Annotated in this window: 11 protein-coding genes; 6 read left to right on the top strand and 5 right to left on the bottom strand. The window is 67.5% G+C overall.

Annotated elements, in window-relative coordinates; all coding sequences use genetic code 11:
- Positions 1–41: 41 nt before the first annotated feature.
- The gene (locus tag CR152_RS34585) at positions 42–755 is read left to right on the top strand and encodes a PEP-CTERM sorting domain-containing protein (protein ID WP_229413747.1); all 714 of its coding nucleotides are present in this window, start codon (positions 42–44) and stop codon (positions 753–755) included.
- 7 nt (positions 756–762) lie between these two features.
- On the opposite strand, the gene CR152_RS31680 is transcribed toward CR152_RS34585, so the two are convergent.
- From CR152_RS31680 to CR152_RS31660, 5 genes are all read right to left on the bottom strand, one after another.
- The gene (locus CR152_RS31680) at positions 763–2,061 is read right to left on the bottom strand and encodes an acetyl-CoA hydrolase/transferase family protein (protein ID WP_099881677.1); all 1,299 of its coding nucleotides are present in this window, start codon (positions 2,059–2,061) and stop codon (positions 763–765) included.
- Positions 2,062–2,142: 81 nt separating this feature from the next.
- Positions 2,143–3,129 (bottom strand): SEL1-like repeat protein, encoded by a 987-nt coding sequence (locus CR152_RS31675; RefSeq protein WP_099881675.1) that lies wholly within the window; start codon positions 3,127–3,129, stop codon positions 2,143–2,145.
- Positions 3,126–3,815, bottom strand: coding sequence for a DUF1266 domain-containing protein (locus CR152_RS31670; RefSeq protein ID WP_099881673.1), 690 nt, complete (start codon positions 3,813–3,815; stop codon positions 3,126–3,128). The genes CR152_RS31675 and CR152_RS31670 overlap by 4 nt, the downstream gene beginning before the upstream one ends.
- Positions 3,812–4,951, bottom strand: a complete 1,140-nt coding sequence (locus CR152_RS31665) for a hypothetical protein (RefSeq protein ID WP_229413745.1) — start codon at positions 4,949–4,951, stop codon at positions 3,812–3,814. The genes CR152_RS31670 and CR152_RS31665 overlap by 4 nt, the downstream gene beginning before the upstream one ends.
- Positions 4,903–7,161 carry a hypothetical protein gene (locus CR152_RS31660; protein WP_099881671.1) on the bottom strand — a complete coding sequence of 753 codons (2,259 nt, stop codon included), beginning with the start codon at positions 7,159–7,161 and terminating at the stop codon, positions 4,903–4,905. Before CR152_RS31660 ends, CR152_RS31665 begins: the two co-directional genes overlap by 49 nt.
- 196 nt (positions 7,162–7,357) lie before the next feature.
- Between CR152_RS31660 and CR152_RS31655 the strand changes: the two genes are divergently transcribed.
- The 5 genes from CR152_RS31655 (at position 7,358) to CR152_RS31635 (ending at position 12,486) form a co-directional block, all read left to right on the top strand.
- Positions 7,358–7,768, top strand: coding sequence for a hypothetical protein (locus tag CR152_RS31655; protein ID WP_099881669.1), 411 nt, complete (start codon positions 7,358–7,360; stop codon positions 7,766–7,768).
- A gap of 98 nt (positions 7,769–7,866) precedes the next feature.
- On the top strand, positions 7,867–8,625 hold the full coding sequence (locus CR152_RS31650; RefSeq protein WP_099881667.1) for a 3-hydroxyacyl-CoA dehydrogenase: 759 nt from the start codon (positions 7,867–7,869) through the stop codon (positions 8,623–8,625).
- A gap of 67 nt (positions 8,626–8,692) precedes the next feature.
- Positions 8,693–10,486 (top strand): gamma-glutamyltransferase, encoded by a 1,794-nt coding sequence (gene ggt, locus CR152_RS31645; RefSeq protein WP_099881665.1) that lies wholly within the window; start codon positions 8,693–8,695, stop codon positions 10,484–10,486.
- 71 nt (positions 10,487–10,557) lie between these two features.
- Positions 10,558–11,727: a patatin-like phospholipase family protein gene (locus tag CR152_RS31640; protein WP_099881663.1), complete on the top strand. Its 1,170-nt coding sequence runs from the start codon at positions 10,558–10,560 to the stop codon at positions 11,725–11,727.
- Between the two features lie 33 nt (positions 11,728–11,760).
- Positions 11,761–12,486 (top strand): response regulator, encoded by a 726-nt coding sequence (locus tag CR152_RS31635; RefSeq protein WP_157778863.1) that lies wholly within the window; start codon positions 11,761–11,763, stop codon positions 12,484–12,486.
- Positions 12,487–12,533 lie beyond the last annotated feature (47 nt).

Here is a 12,533-nt window from a genome sequence, read left to right as displayed (position 1 = left end):
GGATCCCCGGCCGCTTCCCACCGTGACCAGAAGGATGACTGATGAATACGATGACACGGCTGCTCGTTACGGCAGCGCTTGCTTTGGCCTCTGTCAGCACCGCCCACGCCACCGCGCGCATTGATACCGCCGCCTTTTCGATCGTCAACCAGTGGGGCGATTCTCCCGACGTGCTGCTCTCGAACGGCAACGGCGTGACCCGGATCGGCCTCACTTCCGCCGCCGACAGCCTCGACGCCTTCACCTCGCGCTACCAGGAAGGCAACTTCTACGCCGGCCTGTTCGAGGTGACCGTACATGCCGGCTACCGGGTGACCGGATTTTCGTTTTCCGGCACCTTCGCGGGCGTGCTCGATGTGGCGCCCAATCCCAACGGCACGCCCGGCAACGGATTCGCTTTCAACTCCGGCAATATCGAGTTCAGCGCCGGCTCGCGCCCGCACGGCGTGTTTTATGGCGAGCATACCCAGCGTGTCGACATGCTCGACGGCGCGCTGCCGTTCACGATGTCGAGCGGGCAGTTGTCCCTGACCACCGATTTCAATCTGTCGCTGCAAGGCCTGATCCTGGTCTCGGCCTACCCGACCGTCACGTCGCAGTATCCGTCCGGCATCGATTCCTTTGCCAGCCTGCGGGTCGTCAACCCGGTGTTTACGATCTACACCATGGCCGTGCCGGAGCCGGAAACCTACGGCATGCTGCTGGCCGGCATAGCGGTCATCGGCCTGGTGCGCCGTCGCCGCCGGCCTGCCTGAACCCGGATTACAGCACGCACATCCGGTTCGCTTCCGCGCGTAGCGAGGCGCGAAAGTCCGGATGGGCGATCGCGATCAGCGCCTGCGCGCGCTGCTTGGCCGACTTGCCGCGCAACTGCGCCACGCCATACTCGGTCACCACATAATTGATGTCGTTCTTGCTGGTCGTTGCGTGCGTGCCAGGCGTAAGCGTGGGCACGATGCGCGAGATCGTATTGTCCTTGGCCGTCGACGGCAGCACGATGAACGACTTGCCGCCGCGCGAACGGTTGCCCGCCCTGACGAAATCGACCTGGCCGCCGGTGCCGGAATAGGGCAGGTGCGCGATGCTCTCCGAGCCGCACTGGCCCAGCAGATCGATCTGCAGGGTTGCGTTGATCGTCATCAGATTGTCGTTTTGCGCGGCCAGGTACGGGTCGTTGGTAAAGTTCGACGGATGCATCTCGATCATCGGATTGTGGTGCAAGAATTTGTACAGTTTTTGCGAACCGAGCGCGAAGGTCGCCACCATCTTCCCCGGCATGAACGTCTTCTTGCGGTTGGTGACCGCGCCCGCTTCGATCAGGGTCAGGATGCCGTCGCCGATCATTTCGGTGTGGATGCCCAGGTCGTGCTTGGAAGTCAGCTGCATCACCACCGCGTCCGGAATGCCGCCGTAGCCGATCTGCAGGGTCGAGCCGTCGTCGATCATGTCGGCCACGTATTTGCCGATGGCTTCCTGCACCGTGCCGATTTTCGGCAGACCCACTTCCAGGATCGCTTCGCCGCTTTCGACCAGCGCCGTCACCTGCGACACATGCACATGGCATTGGCCGTGCGCGAACGGCACGTGCGGATTGACCTCGAGGACCACCGCGCGCGCCTTGCCGATGGCGGCCATGGTGTAGTCGACCGCCAGGCTCAGTGAGAAGAAACCCTGCTCGTTCATGGGCGAGGCCATGGCGAAGACCACGTCGGCCGGCATCAGGCCCTGTTCGATCAGGCCGGGCAGTTCGGAAAAATAATTGGGGATGAAGTCGCACCAGCCGCCCTGGCCGGATGCGCGCGAGGCGCCGCCGAAAAACAGCGAGGCGTGGCGCACGTGGTGCGCGCTATCCTGGTCGAAGTAGCCGAACTTGCGCATGGCCAGGATCTGCGCCACTTTCACGTCGTGGAACTGCTGGCGCTGGCTTGACAGGGCGGTGAGCAGCGCGGGCGGCTCGCCCACGCCGGTCGGCACCACGATCATGTCGCCGTCGCGCACCAGGCGCAGGGCCTCGGCGGGCGTGGTCAGTTTTTGCTGGTAAAGCTGGTGCGGGGTTTGCATGGCTGTCTCCTTTTTTATGGGTAAATAGTACCCTGGGAAACTGACCGAACGCTTACTGCAAGCGCCGCAATGGGGCGGACGTCAGGCCGGGCGGTAAAAGTGACCGGTCATGGACGCGTAATCGTCCTGCGCATAGAAGTCGTCGCGCTCATACTGCCCGCCCATCGACAACGCATCGCCAAATAGCTGGCGCGCGCGCGGCACGTCCTGGGGAACGCCAGGCGCGCCCGTGGCGTACAGCGACGCCAGATTGTGCGCCGCGCAGGCGTCCCCCAGGGCCTTGGCGTTTTCCAGCAACGGTACCGCCATCGATCCGCTATGGGGAACGCCTTCTCCCAGTACGTGCAGCGCACCAAGCAGTCCGAGTGCGGCGGGAACCTGTGCGTCCACCAGCGGCGCAAGCGCGGCGAGGGCGCGTTCAGCGGACCCGTTGGCGATCAGCCGGATGGTTGACGCCAGGACGGCATGAAAGGGATCGTCACGGCGCACCTCGAGGACGCTACAGAGCTGGTAAAAAGACTCCCGGGCAAGCATTCTGGTCCAGACGATCTGGCCCGTGACGTCATGAAACTGGCGCGCGTACGACGCTCTGCCGATGCGAAGGCCGCTGCTTCCGATCGGGAAGCCATGAAACAGAATCGGGCTGTCCCAGCACGCCTCGTGCAGCACGCCCGTGTCGCGTTGCGTGGTGTCGATCGGCACCACGCGGGTGCTGCCGCACGCAAGGCAGAAGGGCGGCGCGTTGCGCTCGGCGAGGTGCTGGTACAGCCAGGCGAAATCGGCGTCATCGAGATCGAGCAAATCATCGTCGATGCCCTCCTGCCTCGCGCGCTTGGGCATGCGCCGCAAGCCGGCGGCCAGCGCAAATTCGCGCGCGGTGGGAATGCGTTCGACCCAGGAAGCGCCCTCGCATTGATGGCACCAGACCGACAGCAGGAGCATCTCGCTGAAATGGGCGCCGGAGCGTCCCCCCGCTTGCGGTAAATCGGTGTAGGCGCGTGCGATCGAAGGAAACGCAAACTCCTGCGCGCAGCCGCTGCATTTGAGCGGATGGTAGGGAATGTTCATGACGTGGCCGGCGGCTCGAACAGCACCTGGCCGCGCCACGGGATGCTGCGCCACGGGTGGCTGCGGCTGGCCAGCCACTGCGCCAACGTCGCCTCGTCGAAGGCGGCACCAAGGCTGTCGGCGCGCGCGCCGGCGATCCATTGCTGGCGCCCGCGCGCCAGCGCCGCGCCGAACTCCTCCCAGCTGGCGAAACAGTCGTTGGCGCGCTGGGCGTTCTGGAACAGCACCTCCCATTGCAGCGCCGGATCGAGCCAGCCGAGCAAGCTCGCCGTGCGCACCGCGAAGGCCACCCGCGCCGAGGCGAACGCCATCGCCGCGCGCGGATCGTCTTCCGGCCGCAGGCGGTCCAGGTCGATGCGGAACCAGTGGCGCCGCAGCAGCTCCGGCAGCGCGGCCTTGATGGCGTCGTCCTGCATGCTGGCGCGCAGGCCGATGATATGCAGCAGGCTGGCGCGCAGTGCCTGCGCCTGCTCCGCCGTCGGCGCCGGCGCTTTCGGATTGGCGTAGGCGCCGAGCGCGCGCGCGCTGGCGATCGGGTGCGCCAGGGCCAGCGCCCGGTTCTGGCGGGCGTCGAACTTGTAGCGCACCCGCACGGTGCGGCCCTTGCGCGACAGGATGCTGTCGCGGATCAGCACATACACGCGCCGCATCGCCCACAGGAACAGCAAAAGAATGATCCAGTTCATGCCGCGCTCCTCACCGCGTGCGCCACCGCCGGGTGCAGCGCCATGCCCTGCAACTGCTCGGGCGCGCGCGCGGCGGCGATCCACTGGGCCAGCACCGACGGCGCCGGCAGGCGCCGGAACAGGGCGGGGAAGTGGTGCGCGACGAACAGCTGGTCGGCCTCGTCGCGCGCGTCCTCCACCATCGCCCAGCCCGAGGGCAGGCGCACCATGCCCATGCTCAGGGCGTCCGGCGGCGTGTGCACGTCGCTGTCCACGCTGCGCAAAAACGCCAGCAGCTCGCCGCGGTAGCGCTCCACCGGCGGGCGATTGTGCTTGCCCTTGATCTGTTCGAGCTGCAGGCGGCCGTCGGCCACGATGTTGGCGCTGATGGTGATGTGCGCATGGCCGTTGCGGCCGCGGTAGCTGAACAGCCGCATCTTGCCCGCTTCGCAGGCTGCCGCATAGTGCTCGCCGTAACCGCCGCTGAGCTGACTCCGGTCGCTGAACTGGCCCAGGCAATGGCGCATCACCTGGCTCTCGAACGCCATCTCCGCGCGCAGCAGCGGGCTTGCGCCGAGCAATTCGACCACGCTGCCGGCCTCGCCCTCCCAGCGCGTCGCCACCGCCTCGGGCTGATGCTCGCGCCAGCCGGCCGCGCTCTTGGCCTCAAAGGCGGCGTGTTCCGCGTTCCACAGCGCCAGCGCCTGGCGGCAGTTGATGCGCTGTAGTTTGCCTTCGAGCGCGGTGCCCTGGCGCGCACCGAGGAATTCGACCAGTTTCGCTTCCATCGCGAGCAGTTCGGCGCCATCGGGCGCCACCCACCACATGGCGTCGCCCTCCCCCTGGCGCAGGCGCGATGCCACCCAATCGGGCACGGCGCCGGGCGCGAACAGGGAGCGCGCCTGCGCGCCGGAGGCGATGCGCGCCAGCGCCGGTTCGGGCGCGTTCAGATTGCCGACCGCGTAGCGGAAGAAGTGATTGGCCAGCCACGCGGCTACGTCGGGCGCGTCGCCGCGCTGCGCGCTGCGCCTGGCGATGGCCTGTTTCAGCGCCGGCGCGTTGACCACGTCGCGCGCGCCGTAGGCACTGGCCCGGCCCGTCGCCGCCACTACCAGACCTTCCACCAGGGCTGGGCCGCGCGCTGCATGCGCTTGCATTCAGCCGCGCCTTCGATGATCGCCTGGCGCTGCGATTCGTGCCACGACTCGCCCGGTTTGACATGGCCCAGCGCCTCCGCGTACATCGCCTGCGCGCGCTCGAACTGGCCGGCGGTGCGCAGCGTGTGCGCCGCCATGCGGGTGGTGTAGGGACTGGCGGCGGCGCGTAGCCGGGGCAGCACGGCGTCCAGGCGCAGCATGGCGTCGTCGGGCTGGGTATGCGCCAGGTGGTACAGCACCGAGGCCAGCGCCCGTACGTACGATTCCTCGTACCCGGCGCGCTCGTCCTGCTCCACGCTGTCCCACCATTCGTCGAGCCGCTGCAGCCAGATGGCAATGTCGGTGTTGCGCCCCAGACGGTGCAGGGCGGCGACGACATCGTCGACGTAATCGGTCGGATCGTGCCGGCTGTAGCCATGGTCGGCCGAGTAATGCCACAGCTGGTCGCCGCTGTCGATCATGGCCGCGTCGTTGCCGCTGTCGCGGTGGCAGCTCATCACGCCCTGGTAATGTTCCGAAAACGGGCTGGCGGAGATGCCCTTGTGATGCAGGGGCAGGGCGGCGCCGGGGTCGGACTTGTCGCAACGGTAGTGGATGGCCAGGTTATTGCACAGCATCGAGTAAGTGTGGGCATGGCCGTCGCGCGCATTGCCTTCGCCGCTCATGACGAACGCTTCAAAGCGCGCCAGGCCCGTTTCGTAATAGCGCGCGGCGAGCGCCTCCAGCGCCTCCTGCGGTACCGTCACGCCGTCGGGCAGCTGCTCGTCGAGGTCGTTGTCGAGCGTGACGCCGAGGTTGTAGCAGGAACCGGCGCTCGACGCCGGCACGAACGGCATCTCCAGCGCGGCCTGCGCACCGTGCACGCGGATGCGCGCCACCCACAGCTTGAAGAGCACATCCGAATTGGCCAGCGACAGGTCGCGCGCCGCCGCTTCCAGCAGCGGCAGGGCCTGATGGTAGTCGCCCGCCGATTTGATCAGGAACAGGCCTTCGACGGCATCGATGGCCGGATGCGCGCGCGCCTGCCCGCGCGCCAGTGCCAGATGGCGGCGCACATGGGCGGCCTCGCTCTCGTCCCCGCGTACCTCCATGGTGTCGTCGGCCATGCCGGCATACGCCAGTGCCAGTTGCCAGTAAGGCTGGCCGGCCAGGCCCTCGCTCACGGCGCGCGTGGCGGTGCGTACGCCATGTTCGGCCGAGACCTGGCGTTCGTGGAAGACCGACTCGAATGCCAGGCGGGCAGCGTCTTCGTGTTTTCCCGCCTCCAGCAACCAGTCGAGCATGACGGCGCTATAGCGGTCGTCGGCGTCGCCGGTGATGATGGTGCGCCCCAGGCCGAGCCGCGCCAGCGCCTGGTCGAGCACGCCCTGATGGTGCAGGGTCAGCGCTTCGAGCCGCGCGATGCGCACATCGATGTCGCGCCGGGCAAAGAACACGGTGCTGGCGGGTGTGAGCGCGCGTACCTGGCCCACGACGCGGGCAATCGACGCGGGGACGATGGTGAAGAGGGCATGGCCGATGCGCAGCCAGTCGTTATGGTCGATATCCTGGTCCGCGCCCACCTTGGCCAGGCTGTCGATGGCGCGCGCGGCGGCGTCCGTTGCCTGTTGATCCTGCCCCTCCAGCGCGAAGCTTTGCGCCGCGCGCGCGGCCATCAGCGCATCGTCCCAGGCGCGATAGGCGGCGCGCTCGGGGTCCGCGTGCTGCAGTGCGTTGCGCGCGGCCAGGCAGCGGCGCGACAGGGCATGCGCGCCGGCCTGCGTGGCCTGCTCTTCCAGATACTCCCAGGCCTTGTCGTACTGCAGGGCGCCCGGCAGCGATGTCAGTACCGTGAACGCGGCGTCGAGCGCGGCGTGCAGGGCGGCGTCGTCGCGCTGCGCGACCAGCGGTTCGAGGCGCCAGAACGCCAGCGACAGCTCCCAGTCGGGACGTTCGGCCGCGGGCAGGGCGGCGAGCGCCTCACGGCCGTCGATGTCGATTACGCGCGATGCCGCGCCCGGGTCGCCGGCGCGCAGCCATAGCCGGAACAGGCGGCGCACGCTGCCCAGGGTGTCGGCGCGGAAGCGCTGGCCGTCCATCGATGTCTTCAGGCCCGCCTGGATCAGTTCGGGGTCGAGTTCGGCGTCGTCCTGCTGTTCGAGGGCGGCTTCGGTCTGGTCGAGATAGGCGTCGAGACGGCTGGCGCTGATGGGTTCAAGGATGGCATTCATGGGCGGTATGGGTGGTGGCGTGCTGTTTCAGGGTGCGGGAAGTATCGTCTTTCCTGCACTTTTGGTCAACAATAAAAGTTGTCTCGATGTAAATAGTCGATTCCAGTTTGTCCAGCGTCCGAACGCGCCCGGTCCCTCACGATCCTGGCAAAAATGATAGGCTGGCCGCTTCATTCATCTTCCTGCGCGGTGCATCATGCTCGTCACAAAAATCGCCCTGATCCTGCTGGCGTGCGTCGCTGGCGGCACTGCCCTGGCACAGACGGAAAGCGCGCCCGCGCCGCCTGCCGTCCAGGCCAAGCCAACCAAGCCAACGAAGCCCGCAAAGCCGCCGCCGAAGCGCCGCGCCGTGCAGCAGATTGTCGATGGCATGCCCGCCTACGGACCGCGCCTGAGCACGCCGCCGCCGGCGGTGCCGGTGAGCGCGCCGCCGGCACCATCGTCGCCATCGGTGGTCGCGCCGCCGCCCGCCGTGATCAGCCGCTGCGACGCCGGCGGCTGCACCGACGTCAACGGCACGCGCTACAACGGCGCGGCCGGCAATACCGTGATCAGCCCCCAGGGCCGCCCCTGCACCAGCAATGGCGGCACGATTCAGTGTTTTTAATGCACCACGATTGGTGTTTTCCACGAAAAGTTCGCTACAATCCGGTTAGTTGACGTTTACGTAAACGTCAAAAAGAACTTATAAGAGAAGAGGACACCATGCAAATTCAGGACAACGTATTCATCATCACGGGCGGCGCATCGGGCCTGGGCGCGGCGACGGCGCGCATGATCACCGAAGCGGGCGGCAAGGTTGTGCTGGCCGACGTGCAGGTCGAGGCGGGCGAAGCGCTGGCCGCTGAACTCAAGGGCACGTTCGTGAAGTGCGACGTGACCTCCGAGGCCGATGGCCAGGCCGTGGTCGCCGCGGCGCTGGCGCTGGGCACCCTGCGCGGCCTGGTCAACTGCGCCGGCGTGGCGCCGGCGGTCAAGACCGTGGGCAAGGATGGCCCGCATCCGCTGGAAGTATTCCAGCGCACCGTAAACATCAACCTGGTCGGCACCTTCAACATGGCGCGCCTGGCGGCTGACGCCATGGGCAAGACCGAGGCGATGGATTCCGGCGAGCGCGGCATCATCATCAATACCGCGTCGGTGGCGGCCTTCGACGGCCAGATCGGCCAGGCGGCCTACGCCTCGTCCAAGGCGGCGGTGGCCGGCATGACCCTGCCGATGGCGCGCGACCTGGCCCGCAGCGGCGTGCGCGTGATGACCATCGCACCCGGCATTTTCGAAACGCCCATGCTGATGGGCATGCCGGAAGAAGTGCGCGGCGCGCTGGGCAACATGGTCCCGTTCCCGCAGCGACTCGGCCGTCCCGCCGAATACGCCCACCTGGCCAAGGCGATCATCGAAAACACCATGCTCAACGGCGAAACCATCCGCCTTGACGGCGCGATCCGCATGCAGCCGAAGTAATTCAATTCCTGTACGATAGCGGGATCGGACGCGCGGCTGTGGTCGCGCGTTTCTCATTGGAGAATCCATGCTCAGGTTGAAGTACCTTCCTTTCGCGCTTTACATCGCGACCGCCGCTGCCATCGTCAGCGCCCCCGCGTTCGCCCAGGACGCCGCCGTGCGTCCGGCCGACGCGCCCGAAATCCATACCGGCTATGCCGACAAGGCCGGCTGGGCCGCCAAAAAATTCATGGTCGCCGCCGCCAACCCGCTGGCGGTCGATGCCGGCTACCAGATCCTGCGCCGCGGCGGCAGCGCGATTGACGCCGCCGTTGCCACCCAGCTGATGCTCACGCTGGTGGAGCCGCAATCGTCCGGCATCGGCGGCGGCGCCTTCCTGATGCACTACGACGGCAAGAACGTGCAAGCCTTCGATGGCCGCGAAACCGCGCCCGCGGCGGCCGACGAGCACCTGTTCCAGAACAAGGATGGCACGCCGCTCTCGCGCAGCGCCGGCGTGATGGGCGGGCGTTCGGTGGGCGCGCCGGGCGTGCTGCGCATGCTCGAAATGGCGCACCGCCAGCACGGCAAGCTGCCGTGGAAGGCGCTGTTCGCGCCGGCGATCGCCATGGCCGACAAGGGTTTTCCGGTCAGCCAGCGCCTGAACGGCATGCTGATGTTCGACCAGCACCTGCGCAAGGACCCGGTCGCCGCCGCCTATTTCTACGACAAGGATGGCAAGCCGTGGCCGATCGGCCACTTGCTGCGCAATCCCGCGCTGGCCACGACCCTGCGCGAGATCGCCGCCGGCGGCGCCGACGCCTTCTACAAGGGCCGTATCGCCAAGGACATCGCGGCCAAGGTGGCGGCCCACCCGAGCAACCCGGGCCTGTTGACGGCGGCCGACATCGCCGGCTACCAGCCCAAGGTGCGCGTGCCGGTGTGCAGCGACTACCGCGCCTACACCGTGTGCGGCATGCCGCCGCCATCGTCGGGCGGCATCGCCGTGGCGCAGATGCTGGGCATGCTCGAAACGAAGGACATGCGCGCCTACGCTCCCGTCAATGGCGTGATCGGGCTTGAGGCGGTGCACCTGTTCACGGAAGCGGGGCGCCTGGCCTACGCCGACCGCAACCGCTATGCGGCCGACACCGACTTCGTGCCGCTGCCGGGACGCGGCATTCCGAGCCTGATCGATAAAACCTACCTGCGCCAGCGCGCCGCCCTGATCGGCGACAAGTCGATGGGCACCGCCGCAGCCGGCACGCCGCCCGGCATGGAAGTGGCGTGGGGCCTCGACAACGCCATCGAAACGGCATCCACCTCGCACTTCGTGGTGGTCGACCGCAAGGGCGCCGGCCTGTCGATGACGACGACGGTGGAAGACGCTTTTGGCTCGCGCCAGATGGTGGGCGGCTTCATCCTGAACAACCAGCTGACCGATTTCTCCTTCGAGTCGGCCGACGCGAATGGCCCCGTGGCCAACCGGGTCCAGCCCGGCAAGCGCCCGCGCAGCGCCATGTCGCCGACGGTGGTGTTCGACCGCCAGAGCGGCAAACTGGTGCTGGCGGTCGGCTCGCCCGGCGGCCCGGCCATCATCAACTACGTGGCCAAGACCCTGGTCGGCACGCTCGACTGGGGCCTGAATGTGCAGCAGGCCATCAGCCTGCCCAACTTCGGCAGCCGCAACGGGCCGACCGAACTGGAACAGGGCCGTTTCAGTCCGACCGTGCAGGATGAACTGAAGGCGCGCGGCCACGCCCTGCGCAGCTACGAGATGACATCCGGCCTGCATGGCGTGCAGCGCATCCTGATCCACGGCGAGCCGTGGTGGTTCGGCGGGGCCGATCCGCGCCGCGAAGGCGTGGCCAGGGGCGATTGAGGCTATTGTAAAAAGTGGACAAGCCATCAGTTTTCTCCCGCAAGGCGGGCAGACCCTGATACGCTTGGCGAATGGAAACGGAACAGAAAACGGGCTTGATCCTCACCGGCGGTGGCGCGCGCGCCGCCTACCAGGTGGGGGTACTGCAGGCGATCTCGCAAATCTTGTGGGAGGCCGGCTGGCGCCCCGCGCGCAACCCGTTCGACATCATCTGCGGCACCTCGGCCGGGGCGATCAACGCTGTGGCCCTGGCATGCCGCGCCGATAACTTCGGCGAGGGCGTGCAAAAGCTGCTCGACGTGTGGGAAAACTTCACCGTCGAACAGGTCTACCGCGCCGATTCGCTGGGGGTGCTGCGCTCGGGCGCGCGCTGGCTCTCGCTGCTCTCGTTCGGCTGGCTGCTGCGCAAATGGCGCGCCGCGCCGCCGGCGTCGCTGCTGGACAACACTCCGCTGGTGGGCCTGTTGCACCGCATGCTCGATCTGCCGCGCCTGGACGCGGCCATGTCGGACGGCCTGCTGCATGCGCTGGCGGTTACCGCCTCGTCCTACACGGCCGGCAATCACATCACTTTTTACCAGACCGCCGCCGACATCGCGCCCTGGGTGCGCATGCAGCGCATCGCGCTGCAGGACCAGATCGGGGTCGAGCACCTGCTGGCGTCGTCGGCGATTCCCTTCATTTTCCCGGCCGTGCCGCTGTACCTGGGCAGCCACCGCGAATTTTGCGGCGACGGCTCGATGCGCCAGCTGGCGCCCATTTCGCCGGCAATCCACCTGGGCGCTTCCAAGGTGCTGGTGGTGGGCGCCGGGCGCCTGTCGGAGCCGACCCGCGACACGCCCGGCCAGGCGCGCTATCCGAGCCTGGCGCAGATCGCCGGCCACGCCATGTCCTCGATTTTTCTCGACAGCCTGGCGGTCGACATCGAGCGCCTGAACCGCATCAACTTGACGCTGTCGATGCTGCCGGAGGAATACCGTCATAAAATGCCGCTCAAACCGGTGGAGCTGCTGGTGATCGCCCCGTCCGAACGGCTCGACGTCATCGCCAGCCGCCACACGGCCAGTCTGCCGGCGCCGATCCGCACCATGCTTTCGGGGATCGGCGCGACCGAGGCGCGCGGATCGGCGCTGGCGTCGTATCTGCTGTTCGAGTCGAGCTACACCTGTGAACTGATCCAGCTCGGCCAGCGCGACACGCACGCGCGCCGCGCCGATGTCCTGACTTTTTTTGGCTCCTGAGCCGCGCGTGCCGTAACCGCCATGGAGAACTTCATGAAAGCACTGATTGTTGACGACGACGTGGTCTCGCGCATCGCGCTGATGGACCTGCTGTCCGTGTACGGCATTTTCGACCTGGTCGAAGCGGAAGACGGCGCCGCGGCCTGGAGCCTGATGCAAGAGGGCCTGCATCCGGTGATCTGCTTTTGCGACGTGCGCATGCCGCGCATGTCGGGCATCGCCCTGCTCGAGCGCATGAAGGGCGATCCGACCCTGGCCGACGTGCCGTTCGTGCTGGTCTCGTCGGCGTCCGACCGCGACACGGTGCTGCAGGCGGTGACGCTGGGCGCGGTCGGCTACATCCTGAAACCGCTGCACGCGGCCGAAGCGCGCGCGCATCTGGAGAAAATCTTCCGCATCACGCTCGACAAGCTGGCCGAAGACCCGGCCACCACCATGAAACGCCTGAACATCGGGCCGGACCGGCTGGGCGCTTACCTGGCCGCTTTCGGCGAGCAGCTGCTCACCGGACGCGCCGACATCGTGGCGCTGCTCGACGCCGGGGAGGGCGCCGACGCGCGCCTGCGCATCGATTCGGTGCACACCGGCTGCATGACGCTCGGCCTGTGGCACGTCGCGTCCCAGCTCGATACGGCGCGCCGCGGCCTGCCCGACGCGCGCAATGTGGCCATGGTGCTGGCCGAGGTGAGCGAATCGGTGCGGCGCCAGCTGATCCGCCTGCGCGCCGGCGCGGCCGATGGCGAAGGAGCGCTTGCCTGAACCCGATCCGACTCATTACGCTGTTCCTCCTGCTGTGCTGCCTGCCT

Origin of the sequence: Massilia violaceinigra, assembly GCF_002752675.1 — a bacterium.
GTDB classification, from domain to species: domain Bacteria; phylum Pseudomonadota; class Gammaproteobacteria; order Burkholderiales; family Burkholderiaceae_D; genus Telluria_A; species Telluria_A violaceinigra.
The sequence above is the reverse complement of the archived record's forward strand: the minus strand, read 5'-3'. Positions and strand labels throughout refer to the sequence as shown.

Excerpts from the sequence above, each read along its gene's own strand:
- CR152_RS34585 (WP_229413747.1), top strand. The coding sequence starts at position 42 with ATGAATACGATGACACGGCTGCTCGTTACGGCAGCGCTTGCTTTGGCC.
- CR152_RS31680 (WP_099881677.1), bottom strand. The coding sequence starts at position 2,061 with ATGCAAACCCCGCACCAGCTTTACCAGCAAAAACTGACCACGCCCGCC.
- CR152_RS31675 (WP_099881675.1), bottom strand. The coding sequence starts at position 3,129 with ATGAACATTCCCTACCATCCGCTCAAATGCAGCGGCTGCGCGCAGGAG.
- CR152_RS31670 (WP_099881673.1), bottom strand. The coding sequence starts at position 3,815 with ATGAACTGGATCATTCTTTTGCTGTTCCTGTGGGCGATGCGGCGCGTG.
- CR152_RS31665 (WP_229413745.1), bottom strand. The coding sequence starts at position 4,951 with ATGCAAGCGCATGCAGCGCGCGGCCCAGCCCTGGTGGAAGGTCTGGTA.
- CR152_RS31660 (WP_099881671.1), bottom strand. The coding sequence starts at position 7,161 with ATGAATGCCATCCTTGAACCCATCAGCGCCAGCCGTCTCGACGCCTAT.
- CR152_RS31655 (WP_099881669.1), top strand. The coding sequence starts at position 7,358 with ATGCTCGTCACAAAAATCGCCCTGATCCTGCTGGCGTGCGTCGCTGGC.
- CR152_RS31650 (WP_099881667.1), top strand. The coding sequence starts at position 7,867 with ATGCAAATTCAGGACAACGTATTCATCATCACGGGCGGCGCATCGGGC.
- ggt (WP_099881665.1), top strand. The coding sequence starts at position 8,693 with ATGCTCAGGTTGAAGTACCTTCCTTTCGCGCTTTACATCGCGACCGCC.
- CR152_RS31640 (WP_099881663.1), top strand. The coding sequence starts at position 10,558 with ATGGAAACGGAACAGAAAACGGGCTTGATCCTCACCGGCGGTGGCGCG.
- CR152_RS31635 (WP_157778863.1), top strand. The coding sequence starts at position 11,761 with ATGAAAGCACTGATTGTTGACGACGACGTGGTCTCGCGCATCGCGCTG.